Below are 25,059 nucleotides of genomic sequence, written 5' to 3' on the forward strand. Positions count from 1 at the left end.
GCTGCGGGGCCCGACGGCGCAAGGTGAGCAAAGGTGATCCCGTACTGTCGTTGATCTTTTGCTTGTATTCGCCGCCAGGCGAATAGCCAACCCCTGGCGCTTGCGCCGCTGAGGTTCCGCTACCGGCGCCGCTAAGCAAAAGGAGTTCGGAGACAGGTACTTAGAAGGCGAACACCTTGCCCGTTGACGCGTCCGCCACGCACTGGTTCGAGTACGTCTTCTCGAACGTCACCGGTCGTCCTTGCCAGGTGCCGCGCGCGCTGTAGGTCACCGGCTGGTAGTTCAGGTTGCAGACCGCTTGGCCTGCCGTCAGCTGGTTCAGGTCGCCGTTGACCGCTTCGAGCGTCTGGCACGCCGAGCCGGCGTTCGGGTGCGTGCCGCCTGCCGGATGACAGCTCAGCACCACGTTCCGCGGGAGTTCGTCGCGGTTCTGGCCGCTGACGGTGAGGTGCAGCGTGCTCCCGGCCTGCTCCGCCGCGGGTTCCGCGTTGGCCATCGCCGGGACGAGTGCAGCGCCTGCGAGGGTCGCTGCGGCGAGGAAGATGCGGCCGGTGAGCCGTGTGTCAACCATCTCGTCGATCCTCCTGGGTTTGGAGAGACATTCCGCTTCCCTTTATCGCCGCGGCCCTTCGAAGTGCGGCACCAAGCGCACCTGGACCACCGGAAAGGGGTTCGCCCGGCCAGGGTTGCTGCACGAACCGTCACAGAACGGACGTCGTTGACGAGATCCGGCATCGCTCGACCGAGCGGCGCTGCGCGAAAAGGTGGTGGACCTTTCGACGATCTCTGCGCCATCGTGAGGCGCGGACCCCGCGGCGATCGCTCCCGGGGCGCTTTCGCGAGGGACAGGAGACCAGATGGCATCGGCACCCGCGGGTCCGGACCGCGTCGCGGTGCGCAAGGCCGCGTTCGCGAGCGCGGTGGGCAACACGATCGAGCTCTACGACTTCCTGATCTACGGCACCGCGGCGGCCGTGGTGTTCAACAAGCTGTTCTTCCCCTCCGGCGACCCGTGGGTGGGTGCGCTGCTGGCGTTCGCCACCTTCGGCGCCGGGTTCCTGGCCCGGCCGCTGGGCGCCGCGGTCATCGGGCACTTCGGCGACCTGGTGGGCCGCAAGCGGATGCTGGTGATCACGCTGAGCGTGACGGGCGTGTGCACCGCGCTGATCGGCCTGCTGCCCACCTACCAGCAGGTCGGGGTGTGGGCGCCGCTGCTGCTGGTGACGTTGCGCCTGGTGCAGGGCTTCTTCCTCGGCGGCGAGCAGGGCGGCGCGGTGCTGATGGCGGTGGAGCACGCGCCGCCGAACCGGCAGGGCTGGTACGGCGGGTGGACCTTCCTGGGCTCGCCGACCGGGATGTTCCTGGCCACCGGTGCTTTCGCCGGGGCGACCGCCCTGTCCGGCGACGAGTTCCTCGCCTGGGGTTGGCGGGTGCCGTTCCTGGTCAGCCTGGTGCTGGTCGGGGTGGGGCTGTACGTGCGGTTGCGGCTGGCCGAGAGCCCGGAATTCGCGAAGATCCGGCAGCGCGGTGAGCGGGCGAGGATGCCGGTCGCGGAGGCGTTCTCGAAGTCCTGGCGGCAGATCCTGCTGTCGGCCGGGGTGAACCTGGGCTTCAACACGTTCATCTTCATCCTGACCACGTTCCTGCTGACCTACGGCACCGAGAAGCTCGACGTGACCCGGGACGTGATGCTGCTGGGCAGCCTGTGCGGATCGGCGGCGCAGATCGCCGGGATCCTGCTGTTCTCCCACCTCTCGGACCGCCTCGGCCGCACGCGGGTGATGCTCGGCGGCGGGATCTTCCTCGCGCTGTACGCGTTCCCGATGTTCTGGCTGCTGGACACCGCGGACCCGGCGCTGATCGTGCTGGCGATGACCCTGGGCTACGCGGGTTCGGCGGCGGTCTTCGGCCCGATGGCGGCGTTCTGCGCGGAGCTGTTCGCCACGAAGGTCCGCTACACCGGCGTGTCCTTGGGCTACCAGAGCGGTTCGGTGCTCGGCGGCGGCTTGTCGCCGGTCGTGGCGACGGCGCTGCTGGGCCTGTCCGGCGGGGCGTCCTGGCCGATCGCCGCGTATCTGGTGATCGGCGCACTGATCACGGTGATCTGCCTGGTGATCACCGGTGAACCCACCCGGTGGGCCCGGGCCGACGAGCCCGAAACCGCGCAGGTGTGAGGAGTCCGGGGGGCGGGCGGGGCGCCCGCCCCCGTCAGATCTGTTGGGTCAGGTTCACCGCGTTGCCGTCCGGGTCCTTGATGTGCGCGACGCGCTGGCCCCACGGCATGTCGTTGGCCGGCCCCATCACCTGCCCGCCGGCCGGTTCGACCCGTTCGAGCAGCTCGTCGACGTCGTCGACGCTGAAGCTCAGCAGGACCCGGCCCGGCTCGCCGACCTCCACGTCCCCGTTGTTGACCAGCCCCAGCCGGTCCCCGTCGATGTCCAGGTCGATGAAGAACGTGGGCCCGTCCTCGGGCATGCGCACGATCTCCCGGGCGCCGAGCAACTCCTGGTAGAAGCTCTGCAAACGGTCCAAGTCCGGTGTGATGACGATCGGTTGGATGGCCATGCGAATCCTTCTCGGTTCCGGGGCGGGTTCCACCGCAGTTTCAATTGAAACTGTGATCCTCCGTGGGGGAGGTCTGCAGTTTCAATTGAAACTGCGACTTCCGCGAACGGTCGTCGCGTCTGGGTGGACCCGGGTCGCGACCGAAAATCATCGGTCGTCAGGTGGTGTAGAGCTGGTCGATGACGTCGGCGTACTTCTCGTGGATCACCCGGCGCTTGAGCTTCAACGTCGGCGTCAGCTCGCCGTTCTCGACGCCCCACGGGTGCGCGAGCACCCGGTAGCGCTTGACCTGTTCCGGGCGGTTCAGGCGCTCGTTCGCGGCCGCCACCGCGGCGGCCACTTCGGCCTGGACCGCCGGGTGCTCGGCGAGTTCGCCCAGCGATGCGAAGGTGATGCCGCGTTCGCGCGCCCACTTCGGCGCCGTGTCCTCGTCGAGCACCAGCAGCGCCACCAGGTAGGGCCGGCGGTCGCCGAACACCAGCGCGTGCCCCAGCAGCGGATGCGCCCGCAGCGCGTTCTCCACCGCGGTCGGCGCGATGTTCTTGCCACCGGAGGAGATGATCAGCTCCTTCTTGCGGTCGGTGATCGACAGGTACCCGTCCGCGTCGAGCACGCCGACGTCGCCGGTGTGCAGCCACCCGTCGATGTCGGTGACCGGCTCGATCGCACCGTCCGGTTCGAGGTATCCCGCGCACACCAGGGGACCGCGCACCAGCACCTCGCCGTCGTCGGCGATCCGCACCTCCACGCCCGGCAGCGCCCGGCCCACCGTTCCGGGGCGGTGCGCCCCGGCGCGGTTCGTGGTCGCGCAGCCGCTGGTCTCGGTCAGGCCCCACAGCTCGAAGATGTCCACGCCGATGCTGCTGAACAGGTCCAGCAGCTCGCGGTCGATCGGCGCGGCCCCGCTGGACGGCCATCCGGCGTGGTCCAGCCCGAGCCGGGTCCGCAGCCGCCGCCCGGCCTGCGAGCGCTGGTCGGGCGGGACGTCGCGGAACGCGGCGGCGAGCTTCTCCCAGACCCGCGGGACCGCGAAGAACAGGTACGGCCGGGTGCGTCCCAGCGCCGCGGCCAGCTTCTGCTGGTCGGCGCAGAAGTGCACGTGGGCGACGTCGTGGATGGCCGCGTAGATCCCCACCATCCGTTCGGCGATGTGCGCCAGCGGCAGGTAGCTGATCCGCGTCGAGTGCCGTTCGGCCTGCGTGGCCTGGTGCAGGGCGGCGGCCCCGAAGCAGATGTTGCGGTGCGTCACCACCACGCCCTTCTGCTGCCCCGTGGTGCCGGAGGTGTAGAGGATCGCGGCCGGATCCGCCGGGCGGACGGCTGCCGAAGCGCGCTGCACCAGCTCGGGATCCTCCCGCAGCCGCCGCTCGCCGAGCGCCCGCAGCCGGTCCCAGGTCCGGAACCGCTCGTCGGCCGAGACCATCGCCTCCTCGTCGAGCACCACGACGTGCTCGAGGTCGGAGGCGTTGCGCAGCGTCTTCGACCAGCGCCGCAGCTGGTCGGCACCGTCGAGCAGCACCACCTTGGCGCGGTTGTGGTGGGCGACGTAGTGCACCTGGTCCTGGCTGAGCGTGGGGTAGAGCGTGCACGGCACCGCGCCGAGGTGGGTGGCGGCGACGTCGATCAGCCAGTGCTCGACCCGGTTCGGCACCATGATCAGCAGCGGCTGGCCGCGCTGCAGGCCGAGCCCGGCGAGCCCGGCGGCCAGCACCTCGACCTCGTGGTGGGCCTGCGCCCAGGTCAGCGTGCGATCGCCGTCGGTCAGCGCGGGCTGCTGCGGGAACTCCGCGACGTTGCGCGAGAACAGCTGCGGGACCGTCGTTTCCAGCGCGGCGACCGCCCACGCCTCCGAATCCTTCATCGCTGCTGAGCTCCCCTCGACGTGCCCAGTACGACGTGAAAGCCGTGACGCGATGAAACCCCACCAGGTGCGGCGTTGGCCAGTGGGGAATTCGCCATTACCCCAGCAGGCCGAATCCGAGGTCGTCTGAAGGACTCGTTGATCTTGTATTCGCCGCTAGCCGAACAGCCCAGTCTCGGCGCTTGCACCGCCACGCAAAACGAGAGCTTCAGACAAGATTTCAGACGTGGTCGCGGATGACGTCGTTGACCGCGCGTTGGAAGCCGTTGACCAGGACCTGGATCGTCAGCGGGCGCAGCTGGTCGGTGGCGGCGCGGACGCGTTCGCGCTCGTCCTGCGGGCGGCCGCGTTCGACGTAGGGGCGCAGGACGTTCGCGGCGAACAGCTCGCGCAGGTCGGCGGCGATCTGCGCGGTGTGCTGCTCGACGATCGCCTTGGCCTGCATCAGCATCTCCGACGGCAGGTCCAGCTCGAGGATCTGCATCCCGACGCCGAGCATCGCCGGGCTGGGCACCCGCAGCTTGGTGGATCCGGGGATCCGCTGCAGGATGTCGAGCTCGACGAGCAGGTCGATCAGCTCGTCGTCGAGGTGCCGCCCGGTGCGGCGGTCGAGCTCGTGGCGGTCGAGGTCTTCGGCGTGCTCGTCGGTCCACGGTGCGATGAGCGCGCGTTGCAGGGCCAGCTCGTCCGGCGAGGCGTCCTCGGGCAGTCGCGCCAGGTGCCGCTCGATCGCCGACAGCGTGAAGCCGAGCGTCTGCAGCTCCCGGATGAGGTCGAGCCGGGCGAGGTGGTCCCCGCCGTAGAGCCCGAGCCGACCGCGCAGCCGGGGCGGCGGCAGCAGACCGCGCGAAGAGTAGAACCGCACGGTGCGCACGGTGACTCCGGCGCGGGCGGCCAGTTCGTCGATGGTGAGCTCTTCGTCCGCAGATCGGAGCATGCCGGCAACGTTACCCCCCAACCGCTGTAACACCAACGGTGTCGCATCAACGCTGCGAGCTGAGGACCTCCGCGAATGCGGTCCCGGCTCGTGCGCTGCTACGTCGTCCGGCGGAGGGGCAGTGCCCGTCGCACGCGCACGACCAGAAGCTGAACGGCGACTGCCGCTGCGGCGCTCAGCACGAACGCGGCACCGCCCACCGGGCGCACGAGCGCGGAGAGCAGGAGGCAGAACGGCGCGAAGCTGAAAAGGCTCGTGAGCGCTCCGGTCAACGTTCGGATCGCCGCGGCGGGGCCGCTCTGCGCGTGGGAGAAGGCCACGACCACGCTGATCGCGATCGGAAAAGGTGCCAGCAGCCCGGTCCAGCTGGGCCCGAGCGCGCCGGAGACCGTCGTCACGGTGATCACCAAGGTGCCGGTAGCGAGTGCGCGGCCGGGCAGGTCCCACGACGGCGAGGACTGCCCCCGTTCGTCGAAGCGTTCTGGTTCGGCTTCCGGCATGAGGACGATCGCGACCGTGGCTGCCGCCAGCGTGCACGCGAGAGCGGCGGGCCCGGTGACGTCGACGAGCGACAGCGCGAAATCCGAGAGCAGCACAGCGGCCCAGCTCGCGAGCAACGTGATGAGCCATCCGAAGTGACCGGCGACGTGCGAGAACACGACCGCGAACACGGCGATCGACACGAGTCCGAGCAGTGAAGAAGCGGCTGCGCGGCTGGTGAAGTCCGCGCCGTGCTGCAGGTGGGTGATGAACAGGATCGGCCCGGCGACGACGGGAAGCCCGACGAGGATTCCCGCGATCTCAGGTCCCCAACGGCGGCCCGCCAACGTCGACGAGACGACCAGGGCGGGCGAGAGGAACAACTTCAGCAGCAGCATTCCCACTTGCCAGCAGTCTGCCAGGGCTGACCGCCACCTGGGAGCCGCCGAACGGCCGACTGGACGCGGATGGCCTGTTCTCGGGGCAGGCCACCCGCATCCGCGGGCCTAGCCGGCTTGCCGGGTGGGCGCTTCTCGTCCGCGTTCGATGTCCGGGCCGCGGTAGAAGTCCTCCGGGATCTGCGCGAGCGTGGACGGGTGCACCTGCGGTCCGAGCCCGTAGAACTTCTGGAAGCTCATGATCAGCGGCCGCCAGGCGTTCGGGTCGATGCGGTCGGCGGTTCCCGCCATGCGGATCTCCTCGTGCACGTGAACGCGCTGGATGCGGGCCTCCACAGCCACGATCCCGCCGCGCTGCGCCTCGTCGTCCTCGGCCACCGGGTGCTCTGATTCGACGACCGCTTCCATCGCCACCGGGCATTCGGCCGCTCGCGGCGGCGCCACCGTTTCGGAGGCGACCGGCGTGAGCCCGGCGCGACCGAACTTGTCGGGCTCGAACCGGTAGCCCCGCTCCTGCTTGTAGGGCGGAACCGGATCCGAACCCGTGGTCAGCGCCAGGCGGTCGACGACGTGCGCGAGCGAATCGGACGGCAGGTTCAGGACGCATTCGCCGGTGCGCCGGATGTTCTGGATCGTCTTCGAGCGGGCGCTCATCCCGAGCATCGCCCGCCAGCCGAGCCAGAAGGCCGAGGACATCGGGGCGAGGTTGGTGGATCCGTCTTCGTTGATCGTGGAGATGAGCACCACCGGCGTTCCGAAGTAGAGGATGCCGGGTTCGATCCGGGTGTGCGTCGAGGTCGTTGCCGTCATGCGATCCATCCTCGTGACGGATGCTGCCCCGGGCTGGCGGCAATCAGACCTCTCGTTCCAGTGCGTCGGCCCGGAGTTCCCGCTGCAGGTACCGGTGTTCGGCGGTGCCGTGCAGGGGGAAGGCGAGCGACCCGGCCGGCAGCGCGAAAAGTACCGGACAATCGGCGAATCACGTCGCGGTGTCAGACGCGACCTCTTCCAGCGCCCGAATCACACTAAGCGCCAACCAATCCGTGTCGATCCACGCCATGTAGCAAGCAGGCGACAGCGCCCCGCGCAGCAATGGTGCAGGTTCAACGACGCGCTGTTAGCGCGCGAAAAACTCGTTGGACAAGCTTGACTCACGATGTTCGACTGCGATGGCCTTTGCACGCTGCGGTCCTGGGAGACGTATGCAACGTTCAGCGGGCGCATCCATCCTGCTGGGGGTAGGGGCTTTCACCGTCGGAACATGTGAGCTGGTCCTGGCGGGGCTGCTACCCGAAATTGGTGGATCGTTGGAGGTCTCTGTCGCGACGGCCGGACAAATCGTGACGGTGTTCGGGGTAACCGCCGCAATTTCAGGTCCGCTCCTGGCAGCATCGACCGTCCGATGGGCTCGTCGCCAGGTTCTGTTGCTGGCGCTCGGCGCGTACCTGGCAGGGACGGCTATCAGCGCGGTGGCTGGAACATTCGGCCTGCTGTTGGCGGCACAGGTGCTGGCAGCCTGCGGAGCAGGTCTGTTCTTGCCGACTGCGACTGTGACAGCGGCGAGTCTCGCCGGACCGGAACGCCGGGGGCGGGCAGTCGCGACCGTCACGACGGGCATGACGGTCGCGATTGCGGCGGGCGCCCCTCTCGGCACGGCGCTTGCGGCGCTGGCGGGGTGGCGGGGTGGCGGGCAACGATGGTCGCGCTGGCGGTGCTCGCACTGCTTGTCACAGCGGCTGCCCTGGTGTGGATCGCCCCCGCGCAGGCAACATCGGACGAGCTGGTCGGCCTGCGGCACCGTTTGTCCCCCTTGGTCGATCGTCGAGTGCTGGCGTTGTTGGCAACGACATTGGTCGCGTTCACCGCGATCTACGTTCCCTACACCTACATCTCGGTCGTTGCGGTAAATGCAACGGATGGGAACGGCCTCCGGCTGGCCAGCGTCTTGTCCGTTCTCGGCGTCGCTGGGATAGCTGGCAACCTGATGGCTGGCCGGCTCGCGGATCGGCTCGGGGGGCGACCGGTTGTCGCTGGTGCTCTTGTCGGCTTGGCGATCGTGTTCGTTCTGGCACCGTACTGGAGTACGACGTTTCCGACTGCGCTCCTGGCTGCGGCCGCGTACGGGTTTATCGGGTTCGGAGTCAGTGCGCCGCAGACCTATCGGCTCCTCGGCTTGGGTGGTCAGGCATCGCTCGCAGTGGCGCTCAACGGTGCAGCGCTGTACCTCGCGATCGCGCTGTCCGGTGTAATCGGTGGAATCGCGATCACAGCCTGGGGGACTGGTTGGCTCGGAGCTCTCGCGTCGACGATGGCGCTCGTAGCGTTGGGGCTTTCCGAGATCGCGCACCGGGTGACGTCGCATTCCGCTCTCAGCACGGGCGCGTAGAGGACGTTCTGCCGGTCACGCGCAGCCGGGGGAGTGCCGAACTCCCGCGCACGTCGTCCAGCCGCGTTATGACTCCCCAGTCCGGAAAGCTCAACATGAGCGCCCCACGTCGGACCCCTGATCGGGTTCGGCGCGGGGCGCGTTCGTCGCTTCCGGCTAGTGTGCGAGCTCGTCGACCAGGCGGCGTAGTGGGTCGGCGAGTTCGGGGTGATCGCCCATGTCGGCGCGGCGCAGCAGGCGGGCAGCGACGTACAGCAGTGCGGTGGTGCCGGTCGGTATCCCGGCGACCTTGACTTGCGTTACACCAGCGATGTAACACTAAGAGCGTCGTGCTTCGTGTGTTGCGCGACACAGGCCGTGGAGAGGTGTGGCGTGACGCGTACAGGTGGACCGCTTGCCGGGGTCAAGGTCGTGGAACTCGCCGGGCTCGGTCCGGCGCCGTTCTGCGCGATGCTGCTGGCCGATCTGGGCGCCGACGTGGTGCGGGTGGACCGGCCGACGGCGTCCGGCGGGGAAGGGGACCTGCTCAACCGCGGCAAGCGGTCCGTGCAGGTGGACCTCAAGCACGAGCGCGGTGCCGAAGCAGTGCTCGCCCTCGCTGAACGGGCCGATGTGCTGCTGGAAGGACTCCGCCCCGGCGTCACCGAGCGGCTGGGCGTCGGCCCGGAGGACTGCTGGGCGGTCAACCCGAAGCTCGTCTACGGGCGGATGACCGGCTGGGGCCAGGAGGGTCCGCTGGCGCCGACCGCGGGCCACGACATCGACTACATCTCGCTCAGCGGCATGCTGCACGTCATCGGTCGCGAAGGCGGTCCGCCGCAGGTGCCGGCCAACCTGCTCGGCGACTTCGGCGGCGGCGCGATGTACCTGGCCGTCGGGGTGCTGGCGGCGCTGCTGGAAGCGCGCACCAGCGGTCGCGGGCAGGTCGTCGACGCGGCCATCGTGGACGGTGCCGCGCACCTCGGCGCGATGCTGTTCGGGTTCCTGGGCAGCGGCGGGTGGAAGACCGAGCGCGGCACGAACCTGCTGGACACCGGCGCCCCCTACTACGACGTCTACGAAACCTCCGACGGCGAGTACGTCTCCGTCGGCGCGCTGGAACCGCAGTTCTACGCCGAACTGGTGCAGAAGCTGGGCCTGGCCGACGAGGTGCCCGACCGCGACGACCCGGCGAACTGGCCGCGGCTGCGCGAGATCTTCGCCGAGACGTTCCGGCAGCGCACCCGCCAGGAGTGGACCGAGGTGTTCGACGGATCCGATGCGTGCGTGGCCCCGGTGCTGTCCATGACCGAAGCCGAGGAGCACCCGCACGTCGCCGCCCGCGAAACACTGGTGCGCCGCGACGGCGTGCTGCAGCCCGCCCCGGCGCCGCGCTTCAGCCGCACCCCCAACCCCGAGCCGGGGCCGGTGGCCACGCCGGGTTCGGACACCGAAGTCGTGGTGCGGGACTGGAAGATCTCGCGCGAACTGCTCGACTCGGGCGCCTTCGGCGCGAAGCACTGACCAGCACGGATCGAATGGAGGCGTGAACCGGATGCGCAGGGAGTTGTTCGAGCCCGAGCACGAGGCGTTCCGCGAAACGGTGCGCACGTTCGTGAACAAGGAGCTCGTGCCGCACACCGAGGAGTGGGAAGCGGCCGGGATGGTCAGCCGGGATGCCTGGCTGGCGGCCGGGTCGCAGGGGCTGCTCGGCTTCGCCGTCGACGAGCGCTACGGCGGTGGCGGGGTCGACGACTTCCGGTTCAACGTCGTCTTCGACGAGGAGCTGGTCGGCGCGGGCATCTCCGGTTTCGGATCCCCGCTGCACAACGACATCGTCGTGCCCTACCTGACCAAGCTCGCCACCGAGGAGCAGAAGCAGCGCTGGCTGCCGGGCTTCTGCTCCGGCGAGACCATCAGCGCGATCGCCATGACCGAGCCGGGCGCGGGCAGCGACCTGCAGGGCATCCGGACGACCGCGGTGCGCGACGGCGACGACTTCATCCTCAACGGGCAGAAGACGTTCATCACCAACGGCATCCTCGCCGACCTGGTGATCGTCGTCGCCCGGACCAACCCCGACGCCGGGCACGAGGGCATCAGCCTGCTGGTGGTCGAGCGCGGCATGGAGGGCTTCGAGCGCGGCCGCAACCTGGACAAGATCGGCCTGAAGTCGCAGGACACCGCGGAGCTGTTCTTCAACGACGTGCGGGTGCCCGCCGCCAACCTGCTCGGCGAGGAGGGCCAGGGCTTCATCTACCTGATGGAGAACCTGCCGCAGGAGCGCCTGTCGATCGCGGTCAGCTCGGCGGCCATCGCCGAGAAGGTCCTGGGCATCACCAAGGAGTACTGCAAGGACCGCACCGCGTTCGGCCGCCCGATCGGCAAGTTCCAGCACGTCCGCTTCGAGCTGGCGGAGATGGCCACCGAGGTCGAGGTGGGCAGGGTGTTCACCGACCGCTGCGTGCAGGACCACGTGCGCGGCGAACTCGACATCGAGCACGCGGCGATGGCCAAGTGGTGGCTCAGCGAGCTGAACAAGCGAGTGGTGGACCGCTGCCTCCAGCTGCACGGCGGCTACGGCTACATGACGGAGTACCCGATCGCGAAGGCGTTCCTGGACTCCCGCATTCAAACGATCTACGGCGGAACGACCGAGATCATGAAGGAGATCATCGGCCGCTCCATGGGCTTCTGAAAGAATTGTCTGAAGAACTCGTTTTGCGTGGCGGTGCGGGTGGCGGAACCTCAGACGCCGCCTGGCTGCGGGATCCCTTTTTTATGTATGCCAATACACGGCAAAAGGGCTGTCCTCGCCAGACGACGTCTGAGAACCCGCGGCGGTGCCAGCGCCGAGGGTGGGCTATGCGCCTGCGGCGCATCAAGACAAAAGATCAAAAACGAGGAACAAGAACCGGCGCTGAATGACCGCGAGTGCGCCGTCGGGCTCTAGCCGTCGGCGCACTTGCGTGGCAGGTTCGGTGACATGGACTGGATCGTCGCTCCGGACGGGAACGGGCGGGCGCTGCCCGACGTCCTGCCGTCCTTGCTGGGCTCGATGGGGGTGGCCGGGTTCACCGACACGCTCGGCCTCCCGGAGTCCCGGCGCGCGGCGGCGCTGCTCGTCGACGGGCTCGGCAGCGACCTGCTGCGCGAGCACGCCGCGGACGCGCCGTTCCTGGCGAGCCTGCTGACCAGGCCGCCGCTGACAGCCGGATTCCCCACCACCACGGTCACCAGCATCACCTCGCTCGGCACCGGCCGCTGCGCCGGTGAGCACGGGATCGTCGGCTACACCTTCGCCGAACCGTCCGGCGGTCTGCTGCACCCGCTGACCTGGGCGTCCCGCGATCTGCCGGACCGCCCGAGCATGCTGGAGAGCTGGCCGCCGGAGCTGGTGCAGCCGACGGAGACGGTGCTGGAGCGGGCCGCGGCGGCCGGGGTCGACGTCCGGACCGCGGTGCCCGCCGAGTTCGCGGGCAGCGGTCTGACCCGCGCCGCGCTGCGGGGCGGGGAGTTCCGCGGGCAACGCGCGCTGGGCGATCTGGCCGCCGAGATCCTGGATTCGCTCGACGCCGACGGGCCCGGCCTCTGCTACGGCTACCACGGTCACCTCGACTTCCTGGGGCACGTGCACGGCCCGGGTTCGCTGCCGTGGCGGCTGCAGCTCACCCAGCTCGACCGGCTCGTGGCCACGCTCGCCGAACGACTGCCGTCCGGCGCGGTGCTGGCCGTGATCGCCGATCACGGCATGGTCGAAGTCGATCCGGACACCGCGTTCGACGCCGACACCGATCCCGCGCTGAGCGGCGGGGTCCGGCTTCTCGGCGGGGAAGTCCGCGCCCGGCACGTCTACGTCGAACCCGGTGCGCGCGAGGACGTGCTCGCCGCGTGGCGCGAGCGGATCGGCGAGCACGGCCTGGTGCTGACCGGTGAGCAGGCGATCGACGACGGCTGGTTCGGCCCGGTGGTGTCCGACGCGGTGCGCCCGCGCATCGGCGACGTGCTGGCGATCATGCGCGTGTCCGGGGTGGTCCGGTCGGCGGCCGAGCCGGGGGAGGCCGCGCTGCGCGGTCAGCACGGTTCCCTGACCGCGGCCGAGCAGCTGATCCCGTTGCTGGTGCTGGGCGGCTGAGATGGGCGACGAGGGGTTGTTCGGGCCGCGGACCGTCACCTGGCACCTGCACGCCGACCCGGCGATGTGGATCGCCGGCGTGTGCAGCCTCTACCTGCAAGCCCTGCACCCGCGGGCCGTTGCCGCGGTGGTGCAGAACTCGCGGTTCCAGGACGATCCGCTGGGCCGCCTGATGCGCACCGGGAACTTCGTCGGGACAACGGTTTACGGCACCACCGCCGAAGCCGAGAAGGCGGCGGAGCGGGTCCGCGCCGTGCACCGCAAGCTGCGGGGGACCGATCGGCAGACCGGTGCGGAGATCAGGCTCGACGAGCCGGAGCTGCTGCTGTGGGTGCACTGCGCGGAGGTCTCGTCGTTCGCCGGTGTCGTCCGCCGCGCCGGATTCCCGCTGACCGCAGCACAATTGGACCGCTACTTCGACGAGCAGCGCCGTTCAGCCGCGCTCGTCGGCCTGGACCCCGCGGCGGTTCCCGGGTCGAGCCGGGAGATGGCGGCCTACTTCGCCCGGATGCGCCCGCAGCTGCGCCGCACCGAGGACTCCGACCTGATCTACCGCTTCCTGCACCGCCCGTTCGCGCCCTGGTGGCTGCTGCCGGTGAACCTCGGTTACCTGCCGCTCGGGCACCTGGCGTACTCGGTGCTGCCGGACTGGGCCCGCCGGGTCCACGGCCGCCCGGCGTACTCGCCGCCGGCGATCGCTTTGGGCCTGCGCAGCTTCCGCGCGGCGATGCTGGCGGTCCCGGACGAACTGCGCTTCCGCTACCCCGGTGGCCACGTGCAACGCGCTGTCGACCGCCTCGGCCGGGAAGCCCTGCCGAACCCCGCAGCCCTCACCGGCCGGTGACGCCCGGTCACCACTTGATCAACGACGGAACGTTCGCGGCGGCCGTCTTGCGGGCGGGCGGGTGAGGAGGTTCCCTGCTCTGGTCACGGCAGGCGCGGCGGACGATGCTGGTCGTGTGCGACGAGGTGGCATCTTGTCCACCTCTTGTATCTATGTTGTGAACAACATATCGTTCCGGCTGGAACGGAACGGGTTTTCCGCACGACGGAATATCTCGGGAGGCTGAGCAATGCAGTCGACCAGCACCGCGCTCGACGAAGTCGCGCAGCGGTTCCGCACGGCGCTGCCGCCGGATCTGGTGATCACCGATCCGCAGCAGCTGCGCACCTACGAGTGCGACGGCCTGGCCAGCCACCGGGTCGTACCGGCCGTCGTGGTGCTGCCCGAGACCGCCGAGCAGGTCCGGGACGTCGTCCGGATCTGCGCCGAGCACGGAGTTCCCTTCGTGGCGCGCGGTTCCGGCACCGGCCTGTCCGGCGGGGCGCTGCCGCACGCGTCCGGCGTGCTGATCGTGACCGCGAAGATGCGGCGGATCCTGGAGATCGACCTGGCCAACGAGCGCGCCGTGGTGGAACCGGGCGTGATCAACCTCGACGTCACCAGGGCGGTGTCCGGCCAGGGCTACTACTTCGCCCCGGACCCCTCCAGCCAGCAGGTCTGCTCGGTCGGCGGCAACGTCGCGGAGAACTCCGGCGGCGCGCACTGCCTGAAGTACGGGTTCACCACCAACCACATCCTCGGCCTCGAGGTCGTCACCCCCGACGGCGACGTCGTCGAACTCGGCGGTGCGGCGCGGGAATCCGCCGGTTACGACCTGCTCGGCGCGTTCATCGGCAGCGAAGGAACGCTCGGCGTGGTCACCAAGATCACCGTGCGGCTGCTGCGCAAACCCGAGTCCGTGCAGACCCTGCTCGCCGGGTTCCCGTCGACCGACGAGGCGGGGGCGGCCGTGTCGGCGATCATCGCCGACGGCGTCACCCCGGCGGCGATCGAGATGATGGACGCGCTGGCCATCGAAGCCGCCGAGCAGGCCGTGCACTGCGGCTACCCGGAAGGCGCGGGCGCGGTGCTGGTCGTCGAGCTGGACGGCCCGGCGTCCGAGGTCGAGCACACGTTCTCCGAGGTCGAGCGGCACTGCGAAGCGCACGGCGCGTTCGAGATCCGCGTCGCCGCCGACGACCACGAGCGCGCGATGATCTGGAAGGGCCGCAAGTCCGCGTTCGCCGCGGTCGGCCGGATCAGCCCCGACTACATCGTGCAGGACGGGGTGATCCCGCGGACGGCGCTGCCCGAGGTGCTCGGCCGCATCTCCCGGCTGTCCGCCGAATCCGGGGTGCGGGTCGCCAACGTCTTCCACGCCGGTGACGGCAACCTGCACCCGCTGGTGCTCTTCGACGACTCCGAGCCCGGCGCCAACGAGCGCGCCGAGCAGGTCTCCGGCGCGATCCTCGACCTGTGCATCGAGCACGGCGGTTCGATCACCGGGGAGCACGGCGTCGGCGCGGACAAGGTCAAGTACATGGGCCGCATGTTCACCGCCGACGATCTGGACACCATGCAGCGCCTGCGCTGCGCCTTCGACCCGGTGGGGATCTGCAACCCGGGCAAGGTCTTCCCGACGCCGAGGCTCTGCGGTGAGGTCCCGGGGCCGCGGCGCGGTGTGCACCCATTGACCGAAGCGGGATTGGCGGACCAGTTCTGATGCCCACCACGAGCAAGGACGCCCTGGTCGCAGCACTGGGCGAGCAACACGTGCGCGACGCCGACGAATCCGACGCGATCTGCGGCGTCCGTCCACAGTGGGTGGCCACTGTGGACTGTACGGAGAGCGCGTCGGCGGCGATGGAGGTCGCTGCCGAGCACGGGCTGAAGGTGGTGCCGAAGGGCTCCGGCAGCAAGCTCGACTGGGGTGCCGCGCCGACCGCGGTGGACCTGGTGCTCGACATGTCGCCGGCCACCGGGATCGTCGAGCACGCGGCGGGCGACCTGGTCGTGCACGCCCTGGCCGGAACACCGATCTCGCAGGTCAACGAGGTCGTGCGGGCGGCGGGCCAGCAGCTCGCGATCGACCAGCCGCTGCCGACCGCGACCGTGGGCGGGGTGGTCGCCACGGCCACCTCCGGTCCGTGCCGGCACCTGTTCGGCGGGGTCCGCGACCTGCTCATCGGCATCACGGTGGTGCGCGCCGACGGCACGATCACCATCGCCGGCGGCAAGGTCGTCAAGAACGTCGCGGGCTACGACATCGGCAAGCTCTACACGGGTTCCTTCGGCACGCTCGGGGTGATCACCGAGGCGGTGTTCCGCCTGCACCCGGTCTCGGCCGAGCACCGCTGGATCTCGGCCACCGCAACAGATCCGTCGAGCGCCGCCGCGGTGGCCGATGCGATCCGGCACTCCCAGGCGATGCCCACCGCGATCGAGCTGAACCGCGTCGGGGACGGCCCGATCACGGTGTGCGGGCAGCTGGAAGGCCGCCCCGAAGCCACCCACGCCCGCGCCGCCGAACTGGCGGCCGTGCTCGGCGCCGAGGTCCTGGACCAGGCCCCGACGTGGTGGGGGAGCCACCCGTTCGACCCCGACGGGATCGGCCTGCGCGTGGCCGCCAAACCCGCTGACCTGCCGAAACTGCTGGCCGCGATCCGAGAATCCGCCAACGGCCTCCCGGTGACGACCCGAGGCGCAGCCGGGCTGGGCGTGCTGCACGTCGGTCTCCCCGGCGACACCGACCCGGCCGCCGCCGCGGAGTTCGTCACCGCGCTGCGGAGCCGTAGCGAGTACGCGGTGCTGGAGCGCGCGCCGCGACACGTCCTGGACGAGATCGACCCGTGGGGTCCGATCGCGCCGGGACTGCTGACCCTGATGCGCCGCACCAAGGACCAGTTCGACCCGGAGCACCGGCTCGCCCCGGGCCGGTACGTGGGAGGAATCTGATGACCGACACCCCGGCCCGCCCAGGTGCTTTCGACGCCCACCACCCGCCGCAGCGCGAACTCATCGACGACTGCGTGCACTGCGGCTTCTGCCTGCCGACCTGCCCCACCTACGACCTGTGGGGCGAGGAGATGGACTCGCCGCGCGGCCGCATCTACCTGATGAAGGAAGGCCTCGAGGGCGAGCCCATGACCGACACCATGGTCGGCCACTTCGACGCCTGCCTGGGCTGCATGGCGTGCGTGACGGCCTGCCCGTCCGGTGTCCAGTACGGCACCCTGATCACCGAAACCCGCGCGCAGGTGGAGCGGCACCACGAGCGCAGCCGCTGGGACCGCTTGATGCGCGCGGCGATCTTCACGATCTTCCCGTACCCGAAGCACCTCAACGCCCTGCGCGGACCGCTGGCCCTCTACCAGCGCCTCGGCCTGGGCAAGCTGGTCAAGAAGTCCGGCCTGATGGCGAAGCTGCCCGAAGGCCTGCAGACGATGGAATCCCTCGCGCCGCCGATCAAGCGCGCCCCGAAGCTCGGGCACCGCGTCCCGGCCCGGGGCAAGCGGCGCGCGACCGTCGGCATGATCACGGGGTGCGTGCAGAGCGCGTTCTTCCCCGACGTCAACGCCGCCACGGCCCGCATCCTCTCCGCCGAGGGCTGCGACGTCGTGATCCCGCAGTCGCAGGGCTGCTGCGGCGCGCTCAGCGAGCACTCCGGCCGCGAGGAGGAAGCGGTGAAGTTCGCCCGCGACCTGCTCGACGTCTTCGAGCGGTCCAGCGTGGACTACGTGGTCATCAACTCGGCGGGCTGCGGTTCGACGCTGAAGGAGTACCCGCGGCTGCTGCAGGACGACCCGGAATACGCGGCGAAGGCGGAGAAGTTCTCGTCCCGGGTGCGCGACATCGCCGAGCTGCTGGTCGAGCTGGGGCCGGTCGCCGAACGCCACCCGCTCCCGGTGGAGATCGCCTACCACGACGCCTGCCACCTCGCGCACGGCCAGGGCATCCGCTCCCAACCGCGAGAACTGCTGCGCGCGATCCCGGGCCTGGAGCTCCGCGAGATCAACCGCGGTGAGCTGTGCTGCGGCTCGGCGGGCGTCTACAACCTCCTCCAGCCGGAACCGGCCCGCGAGCTGGGCGACCGCAAGGCGGAGAACGTCCTGGCCACCGGCGCGCGCCTGCTGGTCACGGCCAACCCGGGCTGCTCGATGCAGATCCGCACGGCCCTGGAACGCCAGGGCGAGCACATGTCGATGGCCCACACGGTCCAGGTCCTGGACGCCTCGATCCGAGGCCTCCCCGTGGATTCCCTGCTGGACTGACCTGCAAGCGAAACGCCCCGCACCCTTCCGGATCCCGGTGGGGTGCGGGGCGTTCGTGCGGTGTGCCGCTTACTTGTTCACGGCTTCGCCGAGGGCCTTGGCGGGGGCGAACTTGACGACCTTCTTCGCCGCGATCTCGATCGACTCGCCGGTGGAGGGATTGCGGCCGGTCCGCGCAGGACGCTCCGCGACCTTGAACTTCCCGATGCCGGGCAGCGCGATCTCGTCACCGTTCTCCAACTGCTCGCCGACGATGAGACCAACGGCTTCGAGAACGCGCTGGGCCGTCGCCTTGGGGACGTCCACGTTCTCGGCGATGTCAGTGACCAGTTGGTCCTTGGTCAGGGCCATGTCCTCTTCCCCTCCGTGCTCTGCGCAGACCGGTGATCACCGATCGCGCAACATCCCTACCGCCCCCGACCAACACCAACAAACCCGAACCGCGCCCACACCACCCAGATTCATTCGAACGAGCGATCAACCACCGCACAAATCCGACACATCCCGGCCGCGGGCCAGGCTCGATCAACCAGCTTCAGCGGTGCAGACGCCATGTCGCGTAGTTGCGTGCGAGTTGAGCTCGGTGCTGCTTGCCCGGTTCGTCGTCGGTGACGGCCCAATGGGTCCACATGCCTGCGATGTATGCGGCGAAAGCCGTCACGGTCTGGTCATCAACCGCGGCGAATGCAGGTAGCTCGCGGCGCGCCCAGGTTTCGGCGCCGCTCGGCTCGTGTCCCGCTTCGACCAGCCGCAACACCAGGTAGGCGGGGTCCACCCAAGGTGCGCCTGCGCCGGGAAAGCCCCAGTCGATGACGTGTGCATCCCCGTCGGATCCGAGCAGGAATTGCTCGCCGTGCAGATCGCTGTGCACCAGGCGGTCGCCATCCGCGAGTTCGGGCGCCGCCAACGCAAGTGCCGACATCACGTCGACGTCCCAGCCGGCAGTGAGCTGGGGTGCGTCGGCGGCGAGTTCTGCCCACCAGTCGACGCCGCCCCACCTCGCCCGGATCGGCCGCAGTCCAGGTGCGGGCAGTTCGCCGATGCGGCGGACGACGTCGGCAACGCGCGGCAGGTCGGGCGAACCGGGGGAGAGGTCGGCAGATCGACCGGGCAGGTACTCGAACCCGACGACCAGCCATTCGTCGACATCCTCGGAGAACATCACTTCGGGAGCTAGCCCGGTGGCCAGTTCACCGGCGGTGATTTCGTTGCGCAGGAACCGCATTCGCCGGGAAACGCCCTCGACTCCCTTGACGAAAACCTGTCCAGCCCTGGTGCTCAACACTGCGGCGAGATCGCTGTTGCAACCCGTTGTGACCTCGGTGGCGGTTGAGACAGGGCCGACGTGCCTCTCGACCGCCTCCCGCACCCCGGACAGCAGCTCGATCAAGGTGGTCACGACGGCCGCGCCTGCACGCAGTCGGAAACGACTTCGGTCATGTGCCTTACCTCCGTTGGTTGTTCCGGCAGTGGTCGTGCTGATCCGCGGGTTGAGGAGGCGGGGCTGGGCTGTGTCGGGAGGGGTTACGCAGCCCAGCCCCGCCCGCGTGCCCGGCTGCCGTTGGGGGCGATGGCGCTCAGGCACGTGGAGACGGTGGGGACGCTGGTCGGGGGAGCGGCAGCATCCCCACCGAGTTCAGACGGGTAGGTCGCGAAGCGCGTCCAGAAGTCGACGCAGCATCACCGGATGTCGCTGCATCGACTCGAGTTCCCGGTCGTCTTCCGGTGATTCGGGCTCGACCACGGGTATGCGTTGGGTTGCTTCGTCGGCCAAGTTGTCGTGCAGCACGACGGGATCGCGCAACCGGTGCCGACCTTGGCCGCGTGTCTCGGCTTCCACCCGTGCCACCAGGTAAGCGACCGTCAACGCGCCCTCGCCGCCAGCGTGGCGAGCCGGTGCGAAGTAGAACGTGGCCCACAGCGCGACCCCGCCAACGCCGAGCACGGCCGTAGCGATCAACGCGGCGATCACCGGTCAGCCCTCACCGAGTCGACGACAACGCGGTTGTTCCCGCTGGCAGTGCTGCCGCGCAGCTGCTCGCCGAGCTTGTCGACGGAAGCGGCCAAGTTCCGCAGCTCAGCGGGACTCCAACGGCCTTGCTCGATGTCGTCGACGGCGTACCCGAGAGCCAGGATCGCCCCGCGAATCATCGTCGCGAGCGTCGCGAACTTCTGCCGATCTTGTGGAGTCACCGCGCACCTGCCAACGGCGGAAGTCCAGCGCGCGCTCGAGCCGCCGCGTTGCACCCCGGGCAGGTCGGCCACAACCACGCCATGTCGCCGGTAGAAGCCATCACGGTCTGCTCGCACAGGGTCGTGACCTCGGTGCCGTCCGGATAGATCGACGAGCCAGCCGGGTGCGGATCTGCACTCGCATGCCGCTGACCTTCAGCCGGAACCCAATGGAACGGGTGAGGCTGGAAAACAGAACTCGCCATGGTGCCCATGCCCTCCATGACCAAGAATCTCTCGCTGACACAACGAACTTCGGCCATCTGCCCAGCTCCGCGCCGCGTCTTAGCCGCCGAGAACACGCGACTCGGAAGGCCGTCGAAGCTCCGCGAGATGCCCATGCCCTGACCTTCGTCAGAAAGTGCGGGGCACCTGACACGATTTCCGGGCCATCTCGGGTCAGATTGAGAAATCTGACCCACTGCATTCGTGTAGATACACTGGGTGTTCGGTCGTGGAAGGGGAGATCGTGCCGACGCCGAACACGTCACTTCGTGCAGCGCGGGAGTCCGTCCCATCCCGCCGTATCCCTGACGAGTGCATGTCCCGGTCCGAGCTTGCTGACGAGGTGAACCGCTACCTGCTCGAGTCGACCGGCAAGCGGTACGAACTCGATCGACATCAGATCGCGCGATACGAGCGCGGGGAAGTTCGATGGCCGGGTGCGGCCTACCGTGCAGGCTTCCGTGCTGTGCTCGATGCGAAGTCCGACGACGAGCTCGGGTTCACTCCCCGAAGGCAGTCGCGAACATCGCGCAGGTCTGAGGGGGCAGACGAGCAGCCAATGGGATGGCATCCTTCGGACGTCGTTGCCACTGCTGAGGAAATGACGAGTCAGGACGTGAACCTTTCGCGACGCAAAGCACTGACCTCTGCAGCGGCTGTCGCGGGTGCTGCTCTCACTGGCCCGCTCCAGGGCTGGTTGACAGCCCAGCACGCCCGGTTTGCCGGCTGCTCTGCGATCAGCGTTGCCGAGCTGGATGGTTGGCGGGAAATCGCGGCACAGCTCCAGAGCTGGAACAGCACTCCGACCGGGTTGCTCGCTAGAAAGGCCGTGATCGCGCAACTCAACGATGTCAGCGACCGGCTCAAGGAGGCGACCGACAGCGCCACGACCCGTGAGGGATTTCTCGTGGGTGCCGAACTGGCCGAGGTTGCAGCGTCGATGTCGTGGGACTCCGGTCTGCACCGGGCTGCCCAGCGCTACTACACGCTGTCCGTGCAGTTTGCCAAGGTCGGCGGCGATGACATCTTCGCAGCAGTCACTCTCGCAGCGTTCGCACGCCAGTGCTTCGATCTCGGCCAGCCCGAGGACGGCCTCGAACTCGTCCAACTTGCCCAGTACGGCACCCGCAGGTCCGCGCCCCCGATTCTGCGGTCCCTATTGGCCACCCGCGAAGCATGGTCATATGCCCAGACCGGCGCGGTGCAGCAGTTCCGACGGGCAGTCGGCCTTGCTGAAGACCATTTCGGTGAATCAACCGCCGACGAAGCTGATCATCGAACGCGAGGGCTCGACGAAGCCGAGCTCTATGGCGTGCTCGGCGCACGATGGCGCGACCTCGCCGCAGTGAGGCAGGAGCCGAAAGAGGCGCGGTACGCCCAGGAATACATCAGTCGTGCTTTGGCCTTGCGCGACCCCTCCCGCGTCCGGAACCGGGCATTCGACCTCATCGGCCTCGCCCGCGCCCACCTCGTCACTGGGGAACCCGACAGGGCATGCGAACTGATCGACGGCGTGTTGCCTATCGCTGAGCACTGGGCGTCCGGTCGCGTTGGGGAGAAGCTGCGAGACTTTCATCGCGAGTCGCGACCGTTCGTCAGCTCCACCACTGTGCGGAGCACGCGTAACGCGGTTCGCGATCTGATTGAAATCTGACCCGCACCGACGAAAGGGCCGGAGTTGCCGCGTATTGGAGTCACTGGACATTCGAACCTCACCGCCGCGAGCGTTTCGCTCGTCAGGGAAGCGTTGGCGGCTGAGCTCTCCTCGCACAGCGAGGGGCTCATCGGCGTGACCTGCCTTGCTCGCGGCGCCGATCAGGTCTTCGCCCGAGCAGTCCTCGACGCGGGTGGTTCGTTCGAAGTCGTGCTTCCTGCCGCCGACTACCGCGATCGCAAGGTGAAGCCGGACAACGCTGCTGAGTTCGACGAGCTGCTCGGCAAGGCGTCGAAGGTGCACACGATGCCGTTCGAGGAATCCAACCCCGACGCCTACATGAGTGCCAGCGAGCACGTCCTCGGCACCGTCGACGCGATGCTGGCGGTCTGGGATGGTCAGCCGTCAGGCGGCTACGGAGGTACAGGCGACGTCGTGCAAGCGGCACGCGAGCGCGGAATCCCGGTAACCGTCGTATGGCCGAACGGTGCGAGCCGCGAATGAACGCGCTTCTCGGCGAAGAGTTGGCGGCCATGGGGATCAGCCTCGGGGAGGCTTGCGAAGTCCGTTCCGAGGTGGTGGTCGGGTGAACCGGCTCGCGGTCCTGATCGACATCGGCGGTGTCCTCGTCCCGGACCACCTGGCCGCAGCCGTCGCGGAGTGGAGCGCTCGGCTCGGGGTGTCCCAACGCGCCTTCCGCTCCGCGCTCTTCGGTGGAAACGACGATCAGGTGCTCATCGGCCGCACCAGCGAGGAAGCTTGGTGGGACATCGTCCGGGGCCGGCTCGGCATCGGTCCTGACCTGATCGACGCGATCCGTTGCGACCTGGCGTCCAGGGAGATGTGGGACGGCACCCTCGTGGAGCGCCTGCGCAGCCTTCGCGGCTCGGCGAAGACCGCCATCCTCAGCAACACCTGGCCCCAGATGCGCACCCGAATGTCGAACGCAGGTCTCCTCGACGTGGTCGACGCCATCGTCCTGTCCTGCGAGATCGGGTACGCCAAGCCCGATCCTCGGAGCTACCTCGCGGCTCTCCATCGCCTGGATGCCCATTCCTCGGAGACCCTTTTCATCGACGACACTCCAGGGCACGTCGCGACTGCGAGGTCGCTCGGCATGGCCGGGCACGTGCACACAAGCACCAGCGACACCCTCGCCCGGATCCGATATTTCCTACCGCCGGGCTGAACCCACCGCGCAGGCCCCCATCGGTCAGCCGGTCTCGTCGAGGTCCGGATCAGGGCTGGTAGCGGGCGGCGATCTTGGTGACTTGGCCGTTGTCATCGAGCCAGATCTTGGCCGACTGGTTGTGCTGCTGGATGAAGTCGTCCCTGCTGATCGGCACTACTCCCAGACCCTCCGAGTCGAGCTGGGGCTCGGCGGTCGGCGTGCCACCTGCGAACGGGCTGAGGAACTGGACGTCCGGAGAGAGTGCGGCGACCTGAGTGGGCCCGCCCCCGGGAACCGTGTGGGGTGCCCCGTTGGTGGAGTCGTCCCACTTGCCTTCGACGTAGGAGACCATCCAACTGCTGCCGTTCCTGGCGAACTCGAGATCGACTGCGATGTCGACGGCGTGGACGTTCGAGACCATGACGTTCGCGGCGCCCACAGCCGATCCAGGTGCGGGCGGCGGCTGCTCGGCCACGGACGTGCACCCGCCCACGAACACAGCTGCGGCCAGCAGCCCACCGGGGATCAGAACGGCCAAGCGGTTGATCTTGCGCATTGGTTTCTCCTGCGATCGGGAAGTTTTCCGACTCCTCAAACGGAAAGACGTCCCGGGACCGCACTGGTTGCCTCCGGTACCGCTTCGGCATGGCGGCGGACATCAAAGACCACCGCTCCTGCGACGGGTGGTTGAAGTTGTCCAGGCGTCAAAGGTGCACAGTGGAGAGACGGCCTTCAGTTGCGCTTGAACACTGGCGCGAGCACTGCTGCGCCTCAGTCGATCTGGGCCGCGCGATCGGTCACGTGAGCATCCCCAGTGCTTGAAGGATCGGGCCCTTGGCTCGCGGGAGCCGGGCGGCGGTCGCCATGAGTTCGGCGGGCTTGCCCCCTCGGCGGATCCACTCGCGCAGTGCGTCCCTGCCGAGTTCGTATCCGAGGTCCCCTCGGAGGCGGAACGCATCCGCGATGCATCGCTCGGGTGAGTAGAGGCCGATGTGGAGGTCGGATCCGGGGATCGGGATCTCGGTGCGACCGAGGTCGAACGTCGTCTTGGCGAACAGGTGCCAGTTGATCGCGGCCTCGGTGGCGGGGATGCGGGCGCCGCGCGGGATGGCGACGTCGAGGGCGTCCGGGATGGCGTCGGTGAGATCGTGGAAGGCCAGTGCGGAGGTCAGGCAGATCGTCGCGTCAGGGCGGCGGGTCGCGGCCTCGATCCAGTCCCAGTCCGCGGCGGGAGCATCGGCCGGTCGGTAGATGCCGCGCGCGATGCGCTCGTACTGCCCTGACTGGGTCGCTCGGTAGAGGCTGCTCTTGGACATGCCCAGGTCCTGCGCGTCCTTCGGGCGCAGCGTCTCCACCTTCGCCACCTCCCTCTGGGGCAAAACGTGCACAGCTAATCATATCTGTGTACGGTTCGTATCACCACGTCCTCGCTGCCAACTCTGTGCGGTTGGGCTCGGGGGTGGCGTGCCACGGTCGGCTGGAACTGATCGTGATGCCTGCGGTTCGGCCATTGACTGTGACAGCTTTGGTGTCACACTCTGGGTGGAGTACCTGCCGCAACGAGGAGGCACGCCGCACATGTCCGAGGCGTTCGTCTACGACGCGATCCGCACACCGCGGGGTCGTGGCAAGAAAACCGGATCGCTGCACGGGGTCAAACCGATCAGCCTGGTCGTGGGGCTCATCCAGGAGCTGCAGCGCCGCCATCCCGAGCTGGATCCCGCGCTGATCGACGACGTCGTGCTCGGCGTCGTCTCGCCGGTGTCCGACCAGGGCGGTGACATCGCCAAGACGTCCGCGCTGGCCGCCGGGCTGCCGGAGACGGTCAGCGGCGTGCAGCTCAACCGCTTCTGCGCCTCGGGCCTGGAAGCCGTCAACATCGCCGCGCAGAAGGTGCGCTCCGGCTGGGAGGACGCCGTGCTGGCCGGCGGCGTCGAGTCCA

At 68.9% G+C, this 25,059-nt stretch carries 26 protein-coding genes and 1 pseudogene; 14 read left to right on the forward strand and 13 right to left on the reverse strand.

Annotated elements, in window-relative coordinates; translation table 11 throughout:
- Positions 1 to 160: 160 nt before the first annotated feature.
- Positions 161 to 571 carry an SSI family serine proteinase inhibitor gene (locus tag ABTZ89_RS13390; RefSeq protein ID WP_351043953.1) on the reverse strand — a complete coding sequence of 137 codons (411 nt, stop codon included), beginning with the start codon at positions 569 to 571 and terminating at the stop codon, positions 161 to 163.
- A 286-nt stretch (positions 572 to 857) separates the two neighbouring features.
- Here ABTZ89_RS13390 and ABTZ89_RS13395 point away from each other — a divergent pair, with 286 nt between their 5' ends.
- Positions 858 to 2,174 (forward strand): MFS transporter, encoded by a 1,317-nt coding sequence (locus tag ABTZ89_RS13395; protein ID WP_351043956.1) that lies wholly within the window; start codon positions 858 to 860, stop codon positions 2,172 to 2,174.
- A 34-nt stretch (positions 2,175 to 2,208) separates the two neighbouring features.
- Here the strand turns inward: ABTZ89_RS13395 and ABTZ89_RS13400 are convergent, their stop codons facing one another.
- The 5 genes from ABTZ89_RS13400 to ABTZ89_RS13420 all read right to left on the reverse strand — a co-directional run bounded on the left by ABTZ89_RS13400 (position 2,209) and on the right by ABTZ89_RS13420 (position 7,051).
- Complete coding sequence (locus ABTZ89_RS13400) at positions 2,209 to 2,565, reverse strand: VOC family protein (protein WP_351043958.1); 357 nt, start codon at positions 2,563 to 2,565, stop codon at positions 2,209 to 2,211.
- Positions 2,566 to 2,722: 157 nt separating this feature from the next.
- Positions 2,723 to 4,426 (reverse strand): AMP-dependent synthetase/ligase, encoded by a 1,704-nt coding sequence (locus ABTZ89_RS13405; RefSeq protein ID WP_351043960.1) that lies wholly within the window; start codon positions 4,424 to 4,426, stop codon positions 2,723 to 2,725.
- 220 nt (positions 4,427 to 4,646) lie between these two features.
- Positions 4,647 to 5,363 carry a MerR family transcriptional regulator gene (locus ABTZ89_RS13410; protein ID WP_270949116.1) on the reverse strand — a complete coding sequence of 239 codons (717 nt, stop codon included), beginning with the start codon at positions 5,361 to 5,363 and terminating at the stop codon, positions 4,647 to 4,649.
- A gap of 98 nt (positions 5,364 to 5,461) precedes the next feature.
- Positions 5,462 to 6,241, reverse strand: a complete 780-nt coding sequence (locus ABTZ89_RS13415; RefSeq protein WP_351044003.1) for a hypothetical protein — start codon at positions 6,239 to 6,241, stop codon at positions 5,462 to 5,464.
- A gap of 108 nt (positions 6,242 to 6,349) precedes the next feature.
- Positions 6,350 to 7,051 carry a flavin reductase family protein gene (locus tag ABTZ89_RS13420; RefSeq protein ID WP_351043963.1) on the reverse strand — a complete coding sequence of 234 codons (702 nt, stop codon included), beginning with the start codon at positions 7,049 to 7,051 and terminating at the stop codon, positions 6,350 to 6,352.
- 392 nt (positions 7,052 to 7,443) lie between these two features.
- Between ABTZ89_RS13420 and ABTZ89_RS13425 the strand changes: the two are divergent.
- The 9 genes and pseudogenes from ABTZ89_RS13425 to ABTZ89_RS13465 all read left to right on the forward strand — a co-directional run.
- A pseudogene (locus ABTZ89_RS13425) lies at positions 7,444 to 7,911 on the forward strand (MFS transporter); the annotation flags it as partial.
- Positions 7,912 to 7,916: 5 nt separating this feature from the next.
- Positions 7,917 to 8,627, forward strand: a complete 711-nt coding sequence (locus tag ABTZ89_RS13430) for an MFS transporter (protein ID WP_502949544.1) — start codon at positions 7,917 to 7,919, stop codon at positions 8,625 to 8,627.
- Positions 8,628 to 8,999: 372 nt separating this feature from the next.
- Complete coding sequence (locus tag ABTZ89_RS13435; protein WP_351043966.1) at positions 9,000 to 10,130, forward strand: CaiB/BaiF CoA transferase family protein; 1,131 nt, start codon at positions 9,000 to 9,002, stop codon at positions 10,128 to 10,130.
- 31 nt (positions 10,131 to 10,161) lie between these two features.
- Positions 10,162 to 11,304, forward strand: a complete 1,143-nt coding sequence (locus ABTZ89_RS13440; RefSeq protein WP_351043969.1) for an acyl-CoA dehydrogenase family protein — start codon at positions 10,162 to 10,164, stop codon at positions 11,302 to 11,304.
- 288 nt (positions 11,305 to 11,592) lie between these two features.
- Positions 11,593 to 12,741 (forward strand): alkaline phosphatase family protein, encoded by a 1,149-nt coding sequence (locus ABTZ89_RS13445; RefSeq protein ID WP_270949121.1) that lies wholly within the window; start codon positions 11,593 to 11,595, stop codon positions 12,739 to 12,741.
- Position 12,742: 1 nt separating this feature from the next.
- Positions 12,743 to 13,585, forward strand: coding sequence for an oxygenase MpaB family protein (locus tag ABTZ89_RS13450; RefSeq protein ID WP_351043972.1), 843 nt, complete (start codon positions 12,743 to 12,745; stop codon positions 13,583 to 13,585).
- A gap of 229 nt (positions 13,586 to 13,814) precedes the next feature.
- A complete protein-coding gene (locus ABTZ89_RS13455) occupies positions 13,815 to 15,287 on the forward strand; it encodes an FAD-linked oxidase C-terminal domain-containing protein (RefSeq protein WP_270949124.1) in 1,473 nt (490 codons plus the stop codon).
- Positions 15,287 to 16,519 (forward strand): FAD-binding oxidoreductase, encoded by a 1,233-nt coding sequence (locus ABTZ89_RS13460; RefSeq protein ID WP_351043975.1) that lies wholly within the window; start codon positions 15,287 to 15,289, stop codon positions 16,517 to 16,519. Before ABTZ89_RS13455 ends, ABTZ89_RS13460 begins: the two co-directional genes overlap by 1 nt.
- Positions 16,519 to 17,835, forward strand: a complete 1,317-nt coding sequence (locus ABTZ89_RS13465; protein ID WP_351043976.1) for a (Fe-S)-binding protein — start codon at positions 16,519 to 16,521, stop codon at positions 17,833 to 17,835. Before ABTZ89_RS13460 ends, ABTZ89_RS13465 begins: the two co-directional genes overlap by 1 nt.
- Positions 17,836 to 17,904: 69 nt before the next feature.
- Here ABTZ89_RS13465 and ABTZ89_RS13470 read toward each other — a convergent pair whose 3' ends face one another.
- The 5 genes from ABTZ89_RS13470 to ABTZ89_RS13490 form a co-directional block, all read right to left on the reverse strand.
- Positions 17,905 to 18,186 (reverse strand): HU family DNA-binding protein, encoded by a 282-nt coding sequence (locus tag ABTZ89_RS13470; RefSeq protein WP_270949128.1) that lies wholly within the window; start codon positions 18,184 to 18,186, stop codon positions 17,905 to 17,907.
- A 184-nt stretch (positions 18,187 to 18,370) separates the two neighbouring features.
- Positions 18,371 to 19,234, reverse strand: a complete 864-nt coding sequence (locus tag ABTZ89_RS13475) for a phosphotransferase family protein (RefSeq protein ID WP_351043978.1) — start codon at positions 19,232 to 19,234, stop codon at positions 18,371 to 18,373.
- Positions 19,235 to 19,471: 237 nt separating this feature from the next.
- The gene (locus ABTZ89_RS13480; protein ID WP_270949130.1) at positions 19,472 to 19,807 is read right to left on the reverse strand and encodes a hypothetical protein; all 336 of its coding nucleotides are present in this window, start codon (positions 19,805 to 19,807) and stop codon (positions 19,472 to 19,474) included.
- On the reverse strand, positions 19,804 to 20,028 hold the full coding sequence (locus tag ABTZ89_RS13485; protein ID WP_270949131.1) for a hypothetical protein: 225 nt from the start codon (positions 20,026 to 20,028) through the stop codon (positions 19,804 to 19,806). Before ABTZ89_RS13485 ends, ABTZ89_RS13480 begins: the two co-directional genes overlap by 4 nt.
- Complete coding sequence (locus tag ABTZ89_RS13490) at positions 20,025 to 20,585, reverse strand: HC3 family zinc finger protein (protein WP_351043982.1); 561 nt, start codon at positions 20,583 to 20,585, stop codon at positions 20,025 to 20,027. Before ABTZ89_RS13490 ends, ABTZ89_RS13485 begins: the two co-directional genes overlap by 4 nt.
- Here ABTZ89_RS13490 and ABTZ89_RS13495 point away from each other — a divergent pair.
- The 3 genes from ABTZ89_RS13495 to ABTZ89_RS13505 all read left to right on the forward strand — a co-directional run bounded on the left by ABTZ89_RS13495 (position 20,537) and on the right by ABTZ89_RS13505 (position 23,135).
- Positions 20,537 to 21,946, forward strand: coding sequence for an NsdA family TPR-like regulatory protein (locus ABTZ89_RS13495; RefSeq protein WP_502949545.1), 1,410 nt, complete (start codon positions 20,537 to 20,539; stop codon positions 21,944 to 21,946). The two genes, ABTZ89_RS13490 and ABTZ89_RS13495, sit on opposite strands and share 49 nt — an antisense overlap.
- 24 nt (positions 21,947 to 21,970) lie before the next feature.
- Positions 21,971 to 22,450 carry a hypothetical protein gene (locus ABTZ89_RS13500; RefSeq protein WP_351043988.1) on the forward strand — a complete coding sequence of 160 codons (480 nt, stop codon included), beginning with the start codon at positions 21,971 to 21,973 and terminating at the stop codon, positions 22,448 to 22,450.
- Between the two features lie 82 nt (positions 22,451 to 22,532).
- On the forward strand, positions 22,533 to 23,135 hold the full coding sequence (locus tag ABTZ89_RS13505; RefSeq protein ID WP_351043991.1) for an HAD family hydrolase: 603 nt from the start codon (positions 22,533 to 22,535) through the stop codon (positions 23,133 to 23,135).
- Between the two features lie 49 nt (positions 23,136 to 23,184).
- Here the strand turns inward: ABTZ89_RS13505 and ABTZ89_RS13510 are convergent, their stop codons facing one another.
- Together ABTZ89_RS13510 and ABTZ89_RS13515 are read right to left on the reverse strand one after the other, a co-directional pair.
- Entirely contained in the window at positions 23,185 to 23,673 is a 489-nt protein-coding gene (locus ABTZ89_RS13510; protein WP_351043995.1) for a hypothetical protein, read from the reverse strand.
- 241 nt (positions 23,674 to 23,914) lie between these two features.
- The gene (locus tag ABTZ89_RS13515) at positions 23,915 to 24,472 is read right to left on the reverse strand and encodes a type IV toxin-antitoxin system AbiEi family antitoxin domain-containing protein (RefSeq protein WP_351043997.1); all 558 of its coding nucleotides are present in this window, start codon (positions 24,470 to 24,472) and stop codon (positions 23,915 to 23,917) included.
- Between the two features lie 223 nt (positions 24,473 to 24,695).
- Here ABTZ89_RS13515 and ABTZ89_RS13520 point away from each other — a divergent pair.
- On the forward strand, positions 24,696 to 25,059 hold a 364-nt coding region (locus ABTZ89_RS13520), incomplete at its 3' end, for a thiolase family protein (protein ID WP_351044000.1).

The sequence above is a fragment of the Saccharopolyspora sp. NPDC002686 genome (genome assembly GCF_040295745.1).
Taxonomy (GTDB): domain Bacteria; phylum Actinomycetota; class Actinomycetes; order Mycobacteriales; family Pseudonocardiaceae; genus Saccharopolyspora; species Saccharopolyspora oryzae.